24 protein-coding genes and 1 pseudogene are annotated in these 13,391 nt (G+C 63.2%); 22 read left to right on the forward strand and 3 right to left on the reverse strand.

What is annotated here, in order from left to right; all coding sequences use genetic code 11:
• The 22 genes and pseudogenes from tuf to DQG17_RS12580 form a co-directional block, all read left to right on the forward strand.
• Window positions 1-218: pseudogene (gene tuf / locus DQG17_RS12475) on the forward strand (elongation factor Tu); the annotation flags it as partial.
• Window positions 219-365: 147 nt separating this feature from the next.
• The gene (rpsJ, locus tag DQG17_RS12480; RefSeq protein WP_116133189.1) at window positions 366-677 is read left to right on the forward strand and encodes a 30S ribosomal protein S10; all 312 of its coding nucleotides are present in this window, start codon (window positions 366-368) and stop codon (window positions 675-677) included.
• Window positions 678-691: 14 nt separating this feature from the next.
• Window positions 692-1,438 (forward strand): 50S ribosomal protein L3, encoded by a 747-nt coding sequence (rplC, locus tag DQG17_RS12485; RefSeq protein WP_116133190.1) that lies wholly within the window; start codon window positions 692-694, stop codon window positions 1,436-1,438.
• Window positions 1,435-2,055, forward strand: a complete 621-nt coding sequence (gene rplD, locus DQG17_RS12490) for a 50S ribosomal protein L4 (RefSeq protein WP_116133191.1) — start codon at window positions 1,435-1,437, stop codon at window positions 2,053-2,055. The genes rplC and rplD overlap by 4 nt, the downstream gene beginning before the upstream one ends.
• The gene (locus DQG17_RS12495) at window positions 2,052-2,348 is read left to right on the forward strand and encodes a 50S ribosomal protein L23 (RefSeq protein ID WP_116133192.1); all 297 of its coding nucleotides are present in this window, start codon (window positions 2,052-2,054) and stop codon (window positions 2,346-2,348) included. The genes rplD and DQG17_RS12495 overlap by 4 nt, the downstream gene beginning before the upstream one ends.
• 462 nt (window positions 2,349-2,810) lie before the next feature.
• Window positions 2,811-3,653 carry a 50S ribosomal protein L2 gene (gene rplB / locus DQG17_RS12500; RefSeq protein WP_116133193.1) on the forward strand — a complete coding sequence of 281 codons (843 nt, stop codon included), beginning with the start codon at window positions 2,811-2,813 and terminating at the stop codon, window positions 3,651-3,653.
• Between the two features lie 3 nt (window positions 3,654-3,656).
• Window positions 3,657-3,935 carry a 30S ribosomal protein S19 gene (gene rpsS / locus DQG17_RS12505; protein WP_116133194.1) on the forward strand — a complete coding sequence of 93 codons (279 nt, stop codon included), beginning with the start codon at window positions 3,657-3,659 and terminating at the stop codon, window positions 3,933-3,935.
• 6 nt (window positions 3,936-3,941) lie between these two features.
• Window positions 3,942-4,322, forward strand: coding sequence for a 50S ribosomal protein L22 (rplV, locus tag DQG17_RS12510; RefSeq protein ID WP_116133195.1), 381 nt, complete (start codon window positions 3,942-3,944; stop codon window positions 4,320-4,322).
• Window positions 4,322-5,059, forward strand: coding sequence for a 30S ribosomal protein S3 (rpsC, locus tag DQG17_RS12515; RefSeq protein ID WP_116133196.1), 738 nt, complete (start codon window positions 4,322-4,324; stop codon window positions 5,057-5,059). Before rplV ends, rpsC begins: the two co-directional genes overlap by 1 nt.
• Window positions 5,060-5,072: 13 nt before the next feature.
• Window positions 5,073-5,486 carry a 50S ribosomal protein L16 gene (gene rplP / locus DQG17_RS12520; protein ID WP_116133197.1) on the forward strand — a complete coding sequence of 138 codons (414 nt, stop codon included), beginning with the start codon at window positions 5,073-5,075 and terminating at the stop codon, window positions 5,484-5,486.
• A 469-nt stretch (window positions 5,487-5,955) separates the two neighbouring features.
• Window positions 5,956-6,168, forward strand: a complete 213-nt coding sequence (gene rpmC / locus DQG17_RS12525) for a 50S ribosomal protein L29 (RefSeq protein ID WP_116133198.1) — start codon at window positions 5,956-5,958, stop codon at window positions 6,166-6,168.
• A 4-nt stretch (window positions 6,169-6,172) separates the two neighbouring features.
• Window positions 6,173-6,406, forward strand: a complete 234-nt coding sequence (gene rpsQ, locus DQG17_RS12530; RefSeq protein WP_116133199.1) for a 30S ribosomal protein S17 — start codon at window positions 6,173-6,175, stop codon at window positions 6,404-6,406.
• 76 nt (window positions 6,407-6,482) lie between these two features.
• Window positions 6,483-6,851 (forward strand): 50S ribosomal protein L14, encoded by a 369-nt coding sequence (rplN, locus tag DQG17_RS12535; protein ID WP_116133200.1) that lies wholly within the window; start codon window positions 6,483-6,485, stop codon window positions 6,849-6,851.
• Window positions 6,851-7,162: a 50S ribosomal protein L24 gene (gene rplX, locus DQG17_RS12540; protein WP_116133201.1), complete on the forward strand. Its 312-nt coding sequence runs from the start codon at window positions 6,851-6,853 to the stop codon at window positions 7,160-7,162. Before rplN ends, rplX begins: the two co-directional genes overlap by 1 nt.
• On the forward strand, window positions 7,155-7,718 hold the full coding sequence (gene rplE / locus DQG17_RS12545; RefSeq protein WP_116133202.1) for a 50S ribosomal protein L5: 564 nt from the start codon (window positions 7,155-7,157) through the stop codon (window positions 7,716-7,718). The genes rplX and rplE overlap by 8 nt, the downstream gene beginning before the upstream one ends.
• 13 nt (window positions 7,719-7,731) lie before the next feature.
• On the forward strand, window positions 7,732-8,037 hold the full coding sequence (gene rpsN, locus DQG17_RS12550) for a 30S ribosomal protein S14 (protein ID WP_116133203.1): 306 nt from the start codon (window positions 7,732-7,734) through the stop codon (window positions 8,035-8,037).
• A 12-nt stretch (window positions 8,038-8,049) separates the two neighbouring features.
• Window positions 8,050-8,439, forward strand: a complete 390-nt coding sequence (rpsH, locus tag DQG17_RS12555; RefSeq protein ID WP_116133204.1) for a 30S ribosomal protein S8 — start codon at window positions 8,050-8,052, stop codon at window positions 8,437-8,439.
• Window positions 8,440-8,451: 12 nt separating this feature from the next.
• Window positions 8,452-8,985 (forward strand): 50S ribosomal protein L6, encoded by a 534-nt coding sequence (gene rplF / locus DQG17_RS12560; protein ID WP_116133205.1) that lies wholly within the window; start codon window positions 8,452-8,454, stop codon window positions 8,983-8,985.
• Between the two features lie 11 nt (window positions 8,986-8,996).
• A complete protein-coding gene (gene rplR / locus DQG17_RS12565; protein WP_116133206.1) occupies window positions 8,997-9,356 on the forward strand; it encodes a 50S ribosomal protein L18 in 360 nt (119 codons plus the stop codon).
• A gap of 113 nt (window positions 9,357-9,469) precedes the next feature.
• Window positions 9,470-10,051, forward strand: a complete 582-nt coding sequence (rpsE, locus tag DQG17_RS12570; protein ID WP_116133207.1) for a 30S ribosomal protein S5 — start codon at window positions 9,470-9,472, stop codon at window positions 10,049-10,051.
• A gap of 12 nt (window positions 10,052-10,063) precedes the next feature.
• Complete coding sequence (gene rpmD / locus DQG17_RS12575) at window positions 10,064-10,252, forward strand: 50S ribosomal protein L30 (protein ID WP_116133208.1); 189 nt, start codon at window positions 10,064-10,066, stop codon at window positions 10,250-10,252.
• A gap of 236 nt (window positions 10,253-10,488) precedes the next feature.
• A complete protein-coding gene (locus tag DQG17_RS12580) occupies window positions 10,489-10,935 on the forward strand; it encodes an SgcJ/EcaC family oxidoreductase (protein ID WP_116133209.1) in 447 nt (148 codons plus the stop codon).
• Between the two features lie 29 nt (window positions 10,936-10,964).
• Here DQG17_RS12580 and DQG17_RS12585 read toward each other — a convergent pair whose 3' ends face one another.
• The 3 genes from DQG17_RS12585 to DQG17_RS12595 all read right to left on the reverse strand — a co-directional run bounded on the left by DQG17_RS12585 (window position 10,965) and on the right by DQG17_RS12595 (window position 13,338).
• Window positions 10,965-11,408 (reverse strand): DMT family transporter, encoded by a 444-nt coding sequence (locus DQG17_RS12585; RefSeq protein ID WP_157973604.1) that lies wholly within the window; start codon window positions 11,406-11,408, stop codon window positions 10,965-10,967.
• A gap of 94 nt (window positions 11,409-11,502) precedes the next feature.
• Window positions 11,503-12,498 carry an ABC transporter substrate-binding protein gene (locus DQG17_RS12590; RefSeq protein ID WP_116133211.1) on the reverse strand — a complete coding sequence of 332 codons (996 nt, stop codon included), beginning with the start codon at window positions 12,496-12,498 and terminating at the stop codon, window positions 11,503-11,505.
• Between the two features lie 48 nt (window positions 12,499-12,546).
• Window positions 12,547-13,338 (reverse strand): ABC transporter permease, encoded by a 792-nt coding sequence (locus DQG17_RS12595; RefSeq protein ID WP_116133595.1) that lies wholly within the window; start codon window positions 13,336-13,338, stop codon window positions 12,547-12,549.
• Between the last annotated feature and the right edge of the window lie 53 nt (window positions 13,339-13,391).

Consider the following 13,391-nt stretch of genomic DNA (forward strand, 5'->3'; position numbering starts at 1 on the left):
TCTTCGCCAACTACCGTCCGCAGTTCTACTTCCGCACCACCGACGTGACCGGCACCGTGACGCTGGCCGAAGGCACCGAAATGGTGATGCCGGGCGACAACGTCAGCTTCACCGTCGAGCTGATCGCCCCGATCGCGATGGAAGAAAAACTGCGCTTCGCCATCCGTGAAGGCGGCCGTACCGTCGGCGCCGGCGTGGTCAGCAAGATCATCGAATAACGGGACGGCGGCTGCGCGCCGCCCCCGATCTACACCGGGGTGGGCTCCGACGAGCCCGCCCCGCGCTATTCCCAGAGTTCGACGTGGGATGCGGATGAGCCGCCTTCGACCTCTCAACTCCAATGCCGAAAACAAGGCTGACCAAAAATGCAGAGCCAGAATATTCGCATTCGGCTGAAGGCGTTCGACTACCGTGTGCTGGACGCCAGCACCCAGGAAATCGTGAACACCGCCAAACGGACGGGCGCCACGGTGCGCGGCCCGATCCCGCTGCCGAACAAGATCGAGAAGTTCACGGTCCTCCGGGGCCCGCACATCGACAAGAAGTCGCGCGACCAGTGGGAAATCCGCACCCACAAGCGTCTGCTGGACATCGTGGACCCGACACCCCAGACCGTGGACGCGCTGATGAAGCTCGACCTCGCGGCGGGCGTCGATGTCGAAATCAAGCTGAACTGAGGAGGGCACGAGAAATGCGCTCTGGAGTTATCGCAAAGAAGGTGGGCATGACCCGCCTGTTCATGGAGGACGGCCGCCAGGTTCCGGTGACCGTGCTTCAACTCGACAACCTGCAGGTCGTCGACCAGCGCACGGTCGAGCGCGACGGCTATACCGCCGTTCAGCTCGGTGCGGGCCTGGCCAAGGCCAAGCGGACCAGCCAGCCGATGCGCGGCCACTTCGCCAAGGCGAGCGTGGCGCCCAAGCGCAAGCTGGCCGAATTCCGCGTCGATCCCGAGAACCTGATCGAGGTCGGTGCCGAGATCTCGGCCGAGCATTATGTCGCCGGCCAGAAGGTCGACGTCAGCGGAACCTCGATCGGCAAGGGCTTCCAGGGTGCCATGAAGCGGCACAACTTTGGCGGTCTGCGGGCCAGCCACGGTGTGTCGATCTCGCACCGTTCGCACGGTTCGACCGGTCAGTGTCAGGATCCGGGCCGGGTGTTCAAGGGCAAGAAGATGGCCGGTCACATGGGCGCTGCCCGCGTGACCACGCAGAACCTGGAAGTCGTCCGTATCGACGCGACCCGCGGCCTGATCATGGTCAAGGGTGCGGTCCCGGGCTCCAAGGGTGGCTGGGTTACGGTCAAGGACGCCGTGAAGAAGAAGCTGCCCGAGGGCGTTCCGTTCCCGGCCGCTATCAAGACGGCGCTTGCCGTCGCCGATGCGCCAGTTGCGGAAGCCCCCGTTGAAGCGCCTGCCGAAGGGGGTGCGGAAGAATGAAACTCGACGTGATCAAACTCGACGGCGGCGTTGCCGGCGAAGTGGACCTGTCCGACGACATCTACGGGCTGGAACCGCGTGCCGACATCCTGCACCGTGTGGTCCGCTGGCAGCGCAACAAGGCGCAGGCCGGAACCCACAAGGTCAAGACCCGCTCGGAAACCAGCTACTCGACCAAGAAGATCTATCGCCAGAAGGGAACCGGTGGCGCACGCCACGGCGACCGCAACGCGCCGATCTTCCGCAAGGGTGGCGTCTACAAGGGGCCGACCCCGCGCAGCCACGCCCATGACCTTCCCAAGAAGGTCCGGGCGCTTGGTCTGAAGCACGCGCTCAGCTCCAAGGCTGCGACCGGCAACCTGATCGTGCTGGAATCCGCGTCGCTGGCCGAAGCCAAGACCAAGCTGCTGGCCCTGCAGATCAAGGAACTGGGCTGGAAGCGGGTGCTGATCATCGACGGCGCCGAGATCGACGAGAACTTCGCGCTTGCCGCGGCGAACATCGAAGGTCTCGACCTGCTGCCCTCGATCGGCGCCAACGTCATGGACATCCTCAAGCGTGACACCCTGGTGATCACGCGGGCCGGTGTCGAAGCTCTGGAGGCCCGTCTGAAATGAGCGTGAAGACCGAATATTACGACGTGATCCGCAAGCCGATCATCACCGAGAAGGCGACCATGGCATCCGAAGCCAATGCTGTCGTGTTCGAAGTGGCGATCGGGTCCAACAAGCCGCAGATCAAGGAAGCGGTCGAGGGGCTGTTCGGCGTCAAGGTGAAGGCCGTCAACACGACCATCACCAAAGGCAAGGTCAAGCGGTTCCGCGGCCGTCCCGGCCGTCGCAAGGACGTCAAGAAAGCCTATGTGACGCTCGAAGAGGGCAACACGATCGACGTCTCCACCGGCCTCTGAGGCCCGGGACAGATCGGAAGAATGAGGCCCCTGCCGAAAGGCGGGGGCCCTTTCTATTGGAGTGCACACATAGGCTCTGGTGCCAAAACCGACAGAGACAGAGCTGAAAGAAGATTTCGCCGTGTCGAAAGGAACTTCCGAAGCCAAACGGAGAAGATTTGGACGACGGAGTACCACTTTCGGTCGATCTTTGCCTGATCGTGGATTGCTGCGACCCTGGGACGGCCGGTGTTGCGCTTGTTTTGTTGGGGTGTTGCCTCGCTTCTTGCCGGGAATCGCTTGACCCGCCCCCGTGGCTCCCATATCAGAGCCCATCCGCCGAGCCCCGGAGCGATCCGGGGCTTTGGCTTTGTTCGCAGGAACGGATAGCCGGGGACCTCGCAAAAGGGCCCTATACCCAGGCCTCAAGGCCCAAACATAGCGGGGCGCAAAGTCCCGCAAAGCTAACGGAAGACAGAAAGCATGGCACTCAAGTCGTATAAGCCGACGACGCCGGGCCAGCGCGGGCTGGTGCTGATCGACCGTTCGGAGCTGTGGAAAGGACGTCCTGTCAAGTCCCTCACCGAGGGTTTGAGCAAGAAGGGCGGCCGGAACAATACCGGACGGATTACTGCACGACGCCGCGGCGGCGGAGCAAAGCGTCTGTATCGCATCGTCGATTTCAAGCGCACCAAGCACGACATTACGGCGACCGTCGAGCGGATCGAATACGACCCGAACCGGACCGCCTTCATTGCGCTGATCAAGTACGAGGATGGCGAACAGTCCTATATCCTCGCGCCGCAGCGTCTGGCCATCGGCGACAGCGTCGTCTCGGGCACCAAGGTCGATGTGAAACCGGGCAACGCGATGCCGTTCTCGGGCATGCCGATCGGTACGATCGTCCACAATATCGAGATGAAGCCGGGCAAGGGCGGTCAGATCGCGCGCGCCGCGGGGACCTATGCCCAGTTCGTCGGTCGTGACGGCGGCTATGCCCAGATCCGTCTCAGCTCGGGCGAGCTGCGTCTGGTCCGGCAGGAATGCATGGCGACCATCGGTGCCGTGTCGAACCCCGACAACAGCAACCAGAACTTCGGCAAGGCAGGGCGCACCCGCCACATGGGCAAGCGCCCGGCGGTTCGCGGTGTGGTCATGAACCCCATCGACCACCCCCACGGCGGCGGCGAAGGCCGGACCTCGGGCGGCCGTCACCCGGTTACCCCCTGGGGCAAGCCGACCAAGGGCCACCGGACCCGCAATACCAACAAGGCGTCGCAGAAGCTCATCCTGCGCTCGCGTCACGCCAAGAAGAAGGGTCGCTAATCCATGTCGCGTTCCGTTTGGAAGGGCCCCTTCGTCGACAGCTATGTCCTGAAGAAGGCCGAGAAATCCCGCGAGTCCGGCCGCAACGAGGTCATCAAGATCTGGTCGCGCCGCTCCACCATCCTGCCGCAATTCGTCGGCCTGACCTTTGGTGTCTACAACGGTCAGAAACACATCACCGTGGCGGTCTCTGAAGACATGATCGGCCAGAAGTTCGGCGAGTACGCTCCGACCCGGACCTACTATGGCCACGCGGCGGACAAGAAAGCCAAGAGGAAGTAATCGGCCATGGGCAAGGAAAAGAATCCCCGCCGCGTGGCGGATAACGAGGCGATGGCCAAGCTGCGCATGCTGCGGACCTCTCCTCAGAAACTGAACCTGGTGGCAGCGATGATCCGCGGCAAGAAGGTCGAAAAGGCCCTCGTGGACCTGACCTTCTCGAAGCGCCGGATCGCCGAGGACGTGAAGAAGTGTCTTCAGTCCGCGATCGCCAACGCCGAGAACAACCACAACCTGGACGTCGACGAACTGATCGTCGCCGAGGCCTATGTCGGCAAGAACATGACGCTCAAGCGTGGCCGCCCGCGGGCGCGTGGCCGCTATGGCAAGATCATGAAGCCGTTCTCGGAGCTTACCATCACGGTCCGCCAGGTCGAGGAGCAAGCCTAATGGGTCATAAAGTCAATCCGATCGGCATGCGTCTTCAGGTGAACCGTACCTGGGACAGCCGCTGGTATGCCGACACCAAGGATTACGGAAACCTGCTGCTCGAAGACATCGCGATCCGCGATTTCATCGGCAAGGAATGCAAGCAGGCCGGTATCTCCAAGGTGATCATCGAGCGCCCGCACAAGAAGTGCCGGGTGACGATCCACACCGCCCGTCCGGGTGTCATCATCGGCAAGAAGGGCGCGGACATCGAGGTGCTTCGCAAGAAGCTGGCCAAGATGACCCCGTCCGAACTGCATCTCAACATCGTCGAGATCCGCAAGCCGGAGCTTGACGCCCAACTGGTGGCCGAGTCGATCGCCCAGCAGCTGGAACGCAGGGTGTCGTTCCGCCGTGCCATGAAGCGGTCGGTTCAGAACGCCATGCGCATGGGTGCGCTCGGGATCCGGGTCAACGTCGGCGGCCGTCTTGGCGGCGCCGAGATCGCGCGGACCGAATGGTACCGCGAGGGCCGAGTGCCGCTGCACACGCTGCGCGCCGATATCGACTATGCCCAGGCCGAGGCGAAGACGCCCTACGGCATCATTGGCATCAAGGTCTATATCTTCAAGGGCGAGATCATGGAGCACGACCCCGCAGCTCGTGATCGGCGTGCCCAAGAGCTTCAGGATGGGCCCGCGCCGCGTGGCGCCGGTGGTGGTCGTCGCGATCGCGGCGATCGCGACCGTGACCGGTAAGGAGTAGAACGAGATGCTGCAACCGAAGCGCACAAAATTCCGCAAGCTCCACAAGGGCCGGATCCATGGTGAAGCAAAGGGCGGCTTTTCGCTCGCCTTTGGCCACTATGGCTTGAAGGCGACAGAGCCCGAGCGCGTCACCGCGCGCCAGATCGAAGCTGCCCGCCGGGCGCTGACCCGCCACATGAAGCGGCAGGGTCGGGTCTGGATCCGGATCTTCCCGGATGTCCCCGTGACCTCGAAGCCCACCGAAGTGCGGATGGGTAAGGGCAAGGGGTCGGTCGATTACTGGGCCGCCCGGGTCAAACCCGGCCGGATCATGTTCGAGATCGAAGGCGTGCCGGAAGTGGTCGCCAAGGAGGCCCTGCGCCTCGCGGCCATGAAGCTGCCGATCAAGACCCGTCTGGTGGTTCGCGAGGACTGGTAAGTCCCGCGACTGTTCGAGAATTCGCAAGGGCCCTTCGGATTTCCGGGGGGCCTTTGCCGTTCGGGGTATGCGAACGCGCGTTTGGACGGATGGACGGCGACGACGCGACGTTGATCCGCCCGGGGGCCGTCGCGACGGCAGCGCGACAGGACGACAAGGCCCGCGGCCGGTGCGGGGCCGGTTCGACCGTCTTTGGACAAATGAGTCCGGCGCGCACCCGGCAAGCTGCCCACCGGATCGGGTGTCGCCGGTGCGTGGCGGTCAGTCTGATCCCGGATCGATTTGCGCAATGACGCGGCGCGATCGGGCCGCTTGGGCGGCTGAAAGGGCCATTTCCCCCATGGTTTGCAAACAGTCCTTGCTTCGCGGGCCGTATGGAACTATGTGAGCCGCTCATCATGAACTCCACTGGAATCAGGGTGACCCTCTCAAGGGGGCCTTCCGGTGATGTGGAAAAGGAAAAAAGGCGATGAACGCCAAAGAACTGCGTGACAAGACGCCGGATCAGCTGCGCGATCAGCTGGCCAGCCTGAAAAAGGAAGCCTTCAACCTGCGCTTCCAGAAGGCCACCGGCGCAACCGAGAACACTGCCCGTGTGCGTCAGGTGCGCCGCGATGTAGCCCGCGTCAAGACCGTCCTCAACGAAAAGGCGGCCGCGGCCGCTGCAAGCACGGAGGCCTGAGACTATGCCCAAACGTATCCTGCAAGGCACCGTGACCAGCGATCAGAACGAACAGACCGTCACGGTTCTGGTCGAACGCCGCTACAAGCACCCGCTGCTGCACAAGACCGTCCGCTCGTCCAAGAAGTACCGGGCGCACGACGCGAAGAACGAATTCAAGATCGGCGATACCGTCCGCATCCAGGAATGTGCGCCGATTTCGAAAACCAAGCGCTGGGAGGTGGTCTCGGCCGTCTAGGCCGAAGCCACATCCGGCATGATCGAAACCCTGGGGGGAAGAGCAAGAACAGCCCCCAAAGGTCGGGAGTAACCCTATGATCCAGATGCAGACCAATCTGGATGTCGCTGACAACTCCGGTGCTCGCCGGGTGCAGTGCATCAAGGTTCTGGGCGGATCCAAGCGGAAATATGCCTCCGTGGGCGACATCATCGTGGTGTCGGTCAAGGAAGCGATCCCGCGTGGCCGCGTCAAGAAGGGCGACGTGCGTAAAGCCGTTGTCGTCCGTACCGCCAAGGAAGTGCGTCGCGAGGATGGCACCGCCATTCGCTTCGACCGCAATGCCGCGGTGATCCTCAACAACTCGGGCGAGCCGATCGGCACCCGGATCTTTGGTCCGGTTGTGCGCGAACTGCGCGCCAAGAACTTCATGAAGATCATCTCGCTCGCTCCGGAGGTGCTGTAATGGCTGCCAAACTCCGCAAGGGTGACAAGGTCATCGTGCTGGCCGGCAAGGACAAGGGCCGTACCGGCGAGATCCAGGCCGTCAGCCCCAAGACCGGCAAGGCCGTTGTCGAGGGCGTGAACATCGCCATCCGCCACCAGCGCCAGAGCCAGAATTCGCAGGGCGGCCGCATTGCCAAGGCAGTGCCGATCGATCTGTCCAACCTCGCCCTCGTTGACGCCAACGGCAAACCGACCCGCGTCGGCTTCCGCATTGACGGTGACAAGAAGGTGCGTTTCGCCAAGACCACGGGGGACGTGATCGATGCTTGACACAGCGACCTACACCCCGCGCCTGAAGACGTTCTTTCGGGAAACGATCCGTCCGGCGCTGAAGGAAGAATTCTCGTACAAGAACGAGATGATGATCCCGAAGCTCGAGAAGATCGTGCTGAACATCGGTGCCGGCACCGAGTCGGTGAAGGATTCGAAGAAGGCCAAGTCGGCCGCCGACGATCTGAGCACCATCGCCGGCCAGCGTGCCGTCGTCACTATGGCCAAGAAGTCGATCGCGACCTTCCGGGTCCGTGAAGGCATGCCTCTTGGCGCCAAGGTGACGCTGCGTGGCGACCGGATGTACGAATTCCTCGATCGCCTGATCACCGTCGCACTGCCCCGCGTCCGCGACTTCCGCGGCCTCTCGGGCAAGTCGTTCGACGGCCGTGGCAACTATGCCATGGGGCTCAAGGAACATATCGTTTTCCCCGAGATCGACTTCGACAAGGTCGATGAGTCCTGGGGGATGGATATCGTCATCTGCACCACCGCATCCACCGACGCGGAAGCCAAGGCGCTGTTGAAGCATTTCAACATGCCGTTCAACAGCTGAGGGAATTCGACCGATGGCTAAAAAATCGATGATTGAACGCGAGAAAAAGCGCCAGAAGCTGGTTGAGCAATACGCCACCAAGCGTGTCGCGCTGAAAGTTATCGCGAATGACGACTCGCTTCCGATGGAAGAGCGCTTCAAGGCCCGCCTGAAACTGGCGAAGCTGCCGCGCAACTCCTCGGCAACCCGTCTTCACAACCGCTGCCAGATTTCGGGGCGCCCCAAGGCGTACTACCGCAAGCTGAAGATGAGCCGGATCGCGCTCCGGGACCTCGCCTCGCAAGGGCAGATCCCCGGCATGGTCAAGTCGAGCTGGTAAGGGGGAAAGCACATGAACGATCCTCTTGGTGATATGTTGACCCGCATCCGCAATGCGCAGATGCGTGGCAAGTCCACGGTTCGCACCCCTGCTTCCAAGCTTCGCGCCTGGGTCCTCGACGTGCTGACGTCGGAAGGCTACATCCGCGGCTGGACGAACCTCGAAGGGACCCAGCATCCCGAAATCGAGATCAGCTTGAAGTATTTCGACGGCACCCCGGTGATCCGCGAAATCAAGCGCGTCTCCAAACCCGGTCGTCGCGTCTACATGGGTGTGAACGAGATTCCGCAGGTCCGTCAGGGCCTGGGTGTTTCGATCGTCTCCACCCCCAAGGGCGTGATGTCGGATACTGCAGCACGCACCGCCAATGTCGGCGGCGAAGTGCTCTGCACAGTCTTCTAAGGAGGTCTGACAATGTCTCGAATTGGTAAGAAACCGGTCGAGCTGCCGTCGGGCGTCTCCGCGACCGTCGCTGGCCAGACCATATCCGTGAAGGGGCCGAAAGGCACCCTGAGCTTCACCGCGACCGACGACGTCACCCTGATTGTCGGCGACAACGAGGTGAAGGTGGAACCGCGTGGCACCTCGAAGCGTGCACGCCAGCAGTGGGGCATGTCCCGCAGCATGGTGGCGAACCTCGTCACCGGCGTCTCCACGGGCTTCAAGCGCGAGCTTGAGATCCAGGGCGTCGGCTACCGGGCGCAGATGCAGGGCAACACGCTCAGGCTGAACCTCGGCTATAGCCACGATGTTGAGTTCGCGGTTCCGGCCGGTGTGACCGTTGTCTGCCCGAAACTGACCGAGATCGTCGTCGAAGGCGTCGATGCCCAGGTCGTCGGGCAGGTTGCCGCAAACATCCGCGAGTGGCGTGCGCCCGAGCCCTACAAGGGCAAGGGCATCCGCTACAAGGGCGAGTTTATCTTCCGCAAGGAAGGCAAGAAGAAGTAAGGACGACAAAGATGGCAAACAGCAAACGGGACCTGTTCCTCAAGCGCCGCCTGCGCGTCCGGAACAAACTTCGCAAGATGAACGCCGGGCGTCCGCGCCTCAGCGTGCATCGCTCGAACAAGAACATCAGCGTGCAGCTGATCGACGACGTGAATGGCGTAACCCTCGCCGCGGCCTCCTCGCTCGAGAAGGACCTCGGTATGGTCGGTCACAACAACGTCGAGGCTGCGGCCAAAGTGGGCGCCGCAATTGCGGAGCGCGCCAAGGCGGCCGGGATCGAGGTGTGCTACTTCGATCGTGGTGGCTTCCTCTTCCACGGCAAGGTGAAGGCTCTGGCCGAAGCCGCGCGTGAAGGCGGGCTGAAGTTCTGATCGTGCGGGCGGCCCTGTGCCGCCCCGATGATCCGGGGATGCCGTCCTTCCGGCGGCTCCACCAGGATCGAACCAACAAAGGGCGCCTCGCGCCGTGATAAAGGGAATGCCGTATGGCAGAACGTGACAACCGCCGGGGCAACCGCCGCGACCGCGAGGAAACCCCGGAATTTGCAGATCGTCTCGTCGCGATCAACCGGGTCAGCAAGACCGTCAAGGGCGGCAAGCGGTTCGGCTTTGCCGCGCTCGTCGTCGTGGGCGACCAGAAGGGCCGCGTCGGCTTTGGCAAGGGCAAGGCCAAGGAGGTCCCCGAGGCCATCCGCAAGGCCACCGAGCAAGCCAAGCGTCAGATGATCCGCGTGCCGCTGCGCGAGGGTCGGACGCTGCACCATGACATCGAGGGCCGCCATGGCGCGGGCCGCGTCGTGATGCGCTCGGCTCCGCAAGGTACCGGCATCATCGCCGGTGGTCCGATGCGTGCCGTGTTCGAAATGCTGGGGCTCAGCGATGTCGTCGCCAAGTCGATCGGCACCCAGAACCCCTACAACATGATTCGCGCCACGATCGACGGCCTGAAGCAGGAAACCAGCCCCCGTATGGTCGCGCAGCGTCGCGGCAAGAAAGTGGCCGACATCCTGCGTCGCGGCGATGAAGCCCCTGCTGCCGAGGCTCCGGCCGACGCGGTCGAAGCGTAAGGAGTAGGACACATGGCAAAAACCATCGTCGTCAAGCAGATCGGGTCTCCGATCCGCCGTCCGGCCAAACAGCGCCAGGTCCTCGTCGGTCTTGGTCTGAACAAGATGCACAAGACCCGCGAACTTGAGGACACCCCCTCGATCCGCGGCATGGTCAACAAGATCCCGCATCTCGTGACAATCATCGAAGAACGCGGCTGATCCAGTCGGTCAGGAAATTATGAAGCGCCCCGGTTCTCCGGGGCGTTTTTTTGTGTCTCCCTGTCTCCCTGTCTCGTTGGCGAGGTGCCTCGCCCCACAGGGCCTTTGTCCGATAGGGCGGGCGGCGTTTCCGTGGTAATTTACGTTACGGAATCCTTCGGCCGACCGAAGGGCCGTTGCCGTACCCGGACACGCCAATCCTAGGGCTGCGCGGGTGGCTACAGGGGGGGGACACCATGAATTTCGTCAAGGCTGCAGCGGGCGCGATCTGCGTGGCGGCATTGCCGTTTGGGGCGGCATTGGCCGACAGCGCGGCCGAGGTCGAAGCCGCCATCGCAGGCTGGCAGGAAATGTTCAACGCCGGAGACGGACAGGCTGCGGCGAATGCCGTTTTCGCCGAGGATGCCCGGTTGTTGCCGCCGGGCGCCCCGATGGTCGAAGGGCGCGCGGCAATAGCCGACTTCTGGCAGACGGTGATGGATTCCCCGGCACACTCGCTCGAGCTGGGGTTGATCTCGGTCGATGTGCTTGGGGACACCGCAATCGAAACCGGGACCTGGTCGATCATGGTTCCAACCGATGGCGGCGAAAGCCGGATCGGCGGCAAGACCCTGGTGGTCTGGAAAAAGCAATCGGATGGCGTCTGGCGCATGAGCCAGGACATGTGGAACGACACGCCCTGAGGAGGGCGCTCGGTGCCCGCGGCGGCGTCTTAGCGGAAGGTCACCAGCCAGACGCCGCCGACCACCATCGCGGCTCCCAGCAGTTTGGCAGCGGTCAGCTCCATCGCCGGGGCGCCGAACAGGCCGAGCTGGCTGAACACCATCGCGGCAAGGATCTGACCCGCCACCATCAACACGAAAAAGCCACCGATGCCGATCCGCGGCACCAGAAAGGCCGAGCCGAGGATCATGACCGCGCTCATCGCCCCCGAGGTCAGAAGCCAGGGCGAAAGCCCCGGGATCTTCGCGAAATCGGGGGCACGGCTGCCGGTGGCGAGGGCAAGTGCGACCGAGGTCAGCAATCCGACCGCATAGAAGACTACGTTGGCGAGAGGTCCCGAGCCAAGGATCTGGGCGCTGCGCGAGATCATCGGCAGATAGACCGACATCATGGCGCCCATCGCCATGGCAAGGAAGATCAGCGGCAGGGACATTGCGGACTCCGTTGGCCGCGCCGGCGAGGGCAGGGCGCAATGTCGGACGGCGCACATGGCGTGCGCCGTCCTTCGCGTGCGTGCAGGCCGCGGCTCAGTTCAGCGCCTTGTCGGTGATCTCGAGCGTATAGGCGCCCTCGGGCTCTTTGGTGATGACCGGGTCCGAGCCACCGCTCAGGAGCGTTTCGACGGTCCGCTGATAGTCGGCCGGGTCGAGCGCGCCGTTCGAGCCGGCAGTCAGCTTGGCAACCTCGCTCATCATCTGCTTCTGGTGATGCTCGGTCTGGGCGCCGGTCTCGTCATAATCGAGCACGATCATCGCGGCGTCGTCCGGGTTTGCCTCGGCCCATTTCCAGCCCTTCATCGAGGCGCGGACAAAGCGCACCATCTCGTCGACAAAGGCCGGGTCCTTCAGGTTGTCTTCCATCACGTACATGCCGTCTTCCAGCGTCGCGACGCCCATGTCCTCGTACTTGAAGGTGATCAGCTCGTCGGGGGAAACGCCCGCGTCGATCACCTGCCAGTATTCGTTATAGGTCATGGTGCTGATGCAGTCGGCCTGGCGCTGCAGCAGCGGGTCGACGTTGAAGCCCTGTTTCAGCACCGTCACGCCGCCATCGCTGCCGTCGGTCGGGATGCCAAGCTTGCTCATCCAGCTGAGGAACGGGTATTCGTTGCCGAAGAACCAGACGCCGATGGTCTTGCCGCGCAGATCCTCGGGCTTGGTGATCCCGGTGTCTTTCCAGCAGGTCAGCATCATCCCCGAGGACTTGTAGGGCTGTGCAATGTTGACGATGGGCAGGCCCTTTTCGCGCGAGGCGAGCGCCGAGGGCAGCCAGTCCAGCACCACATCGGCGCCGCCGCCGGCGATGACCTGCGCGGGTGCAATGTCGGGACCGCCCGGTTTGATCGTGACATCGAGGCCTTCGTCCTCATAGAACCCCTTGTCGAGCGCCACATAATAGCCTGCGAACTGGGCCTGGGTCACCCATTTGAGCTGCAGCGTGACCGCGTCGCCGGCACTGGCCGAGGTTGCGACCACGGTCGAAAGGGCAAGCGCCGAGGCGGCGCCGAACAGGAACGTCTTCATGGTAATACCTCCGTGGTGTGGATTTGAGTTTTTGTTTTCGCGCATGGATCAGCGCCCCCGACGTTGCGAGGGGTGCCAGAAGGTGACGTGCCGCTCGATCACAGCGACAAATCCGTAGAAGGCCGACCCGGCAATGGCGGCCACGAGGATCTCGGCCCAGACCATGTCGAGCGACAGCCGCCCGACCTCGGTCGAGATCCGAAATCCCATGCCGCGGATCGGCGAGCCGAAGAATTCGGCCACGATGGCGCCGATCAGCGCCAGCGTCGTTGCAACCTTGAGCCCGTTGAAGATGAAGGGCATGGCGGCCGGCAGCCTCAGCTTCAGCAGCGACTGCCAATAGCTTGCGGCATAGGTGTGCATCAGGTCGCGCTGCATCCGGTCGGTGGCGCGCAGTCCCTCGACCGTGTTCACGAGGATCGGGAAGAACACCATCACGACCACGACGGCGGCTTTCGACTGCCAGTCAAAGCCGAACCACATCACAAGGATCGGGGCGACGCCGATGATCGGCAGGGCGGCCATGAAGTTGCCGACCGGCAGCAGCCCGCGGCGCAGGAAATCGCTGCGGTCGACCAGCAGCGCGACCACGAAGGCCGCAGCCGCCCCCATGACATAGCCGCTCAGCGCCCCCTTCACGAAGGTCTGGATGAAGTCCTGACGCAGGATCGACGTGCTGGCCAGAAACCGTTCCCAGATCGCCGTCGGTGCGGGCAGGATCACGCCCGGCACGTTCAGCCCGCGCACCAGCCCCTCCCAGAACACCAGAAGCGAGATCCCGAACAGCGTCGGCACCAGCAGCCGGGTGATCGCCTGATCGCGGCCCTCGCCATTGGCCATGGCAACGTTCAGCAGCGTGGCGAAGATCAGGAAGGCGATGGACCAGCCAAAGA

The organism is Tropicimonas sp. IMCC34043, from assembly GCF_003390845.1.
Lineage (GTDB): Bacteria > Pseudomonadota > Alphaproteobacteria > Rhodobacterales > Rhodobacteraceae > Tropicimonas.

Excerpts from the sequence above, each read along its gene's own strand:
- rplE (WP_116133202.1), top strand. The coding sequence starts at position 7,155 with ATGCTTGACACAGCGACCTACACCCCGCGCCTGAAGACGTTCTTTCGG.
- rpsE (WP_116133207.1), top strand. The coding sequence starts at position 9,470 with ATGGCAGAACGTGACAACCGCCGGGGCAACCGCCGCGACCGCGAGGAA.
- rplP (WP_116133197.1), top strand. The coding sequence starts at position 5,073 with ATGCTGCAACCGAAGCGCACAAAATTCCGCAAGCTCCACAAGGGCCGG.
- rpmD (WP_116133208.1), top strand. The coding sequence starts at position 10,064 with ATGGCAAAAACCATCGTCGTCAAGCAGATCGGGTCTCCGATCCGCCGT.
- rpsH (WP_116133204.1), top strand. The coding sequence starts at position 8,050 with ATGAACGATCCTCTTGGTGATATGTTGACCCGCATCCGCAATGCGCAG.
- rplC (WP_116133190.1), top strand. The coding sequence starts at position 692 with ATGCGCTCTGGAGTTATCGCAAAGAAGGTGGGCATGACCCGCCTGTTC.
- DQG17_RS12590 (WP_116133211.1), bottom strand. The coding sequence starts at position 12,498 with ATGAAGACGTTCCTGTTCGGCGCCGCCTCGGCGCTTGCCCTTTCGACC.
- rplF (WP_116133205.1), top strand. The coding sequence starts at position 8,452 with ATGTCTCGAATTGGTAAGAAACCGGTCGAGCTGCCGTCGGGCGTCTCC.
- rplR (WP_116133206.1), top strand. The coding sequence starts at position 8,997 with ATGGCAAACAGCAAACGGGACCTGTTCCTCAAGCGCCGCCTGCGCGTC.
- DQG17_RS12495 (WP_116133192.1), top strand. The coding sequence starts at position 2,052 with ATGAGCGTGAAGACCGAATATTACGACGTGATCCGCAAGCCGATCATC.
- DQG17_RS12585 (WP_157973604.1), bottom strand. The coding sequence starts at position 11,408 with ATGTCCCTGCCGCTGATCTTCCTTGCCATGGCGATGGGCGCCATGATG.
- rpsS (WP_116133194.1), top strand. The coding sequence starts at position 3,657 with ATGTCGCGTTCCGTTTGGAAGGGCCCCTTCGTCGACAGCTATGTCCTG.
- rplD (WP_116133191.1), top strand. The coding sequence starts at position 1,435 with ATGAAACTCGACGTGATCAAACTCGACGGCGGCGTTGCCGGCGAAGTG.
- DQG17_RS12595 (WP_116133595.1), bottom strand. The coding sequence starts at position 13,338 with ATGGCCAATGGCGAGGGCCGCGATCAGGCGATCACCCGGCTGCTGGTG.
- rpsC (WP_116133196.1), top strand. The coding sequence starts at position 4,322 with ATGGGTCATAAAGTCAATCCGATCGGCATGCGTCTTCAGGTGAACCGT.
- rplX (WP_116133201.1), top strand. The coding sequence starts at position 6,851 with ATGGCTGCCAAACTCCGCAAGGGTGACAAGGTCATCGTGCTGGCCGGC.
- rplN (WP_116133200.1), top strand. The coding sequence starts at position 6,483 with ATGATCCAGATGCAGACCAATCTGGATGTCGCTGACAACTCCGGTGCT.
- rpmC (WP_116133198.1), top strand. The coding sequence starts at position 5,956 with ATGAACGCCAAAGAACTGCGTGACAAGACGCCGGATCAGCTGCGCGAT.
- rpsN (WP_116133203.1), top strand. The coding sequence starts at position 7,732 with ATGGCTAAAAAATCGATGATTGAACGCGAGAAAAAGCGCCAGAAGCTG.
- DQG17_RS12580 (WP_116133209.1), top strand. The coding sequence starts at position 10,489 with ATGAATTTCGTCAAGGCTGCAGCGGGCGCGATCTGCGTGGCGGCATTG.
- rpsJ (WP_116133189.1), top strand. The coding sequence starts at position 366 with ATGCAGAGCCAGAATATTCGCATTCGGCTGAAGGCGTTCGACTACCGT.
- rpsQ (WP_116133199.1), top strand. The coding sequence starts at position 6,173 with ATGCCCAAACGTATCCTGCAAGGCACCGTGACCAGCGATCAGAACGAA.
- rplB (WP_116133193.1), top strand. The coding sequence starts at position 2,811 with ATGGCACTCAAGTCGTATAAGCCGACGACGCCGGGCCAGCGCGGGCTG.
- rplV (WP_116133195.1), top strand. The coding sequence starts at position 3,942 with ATGGGCAAGGAAAAGAATCCCCGCCGCGTGGCGGATAACGAGGCGATG.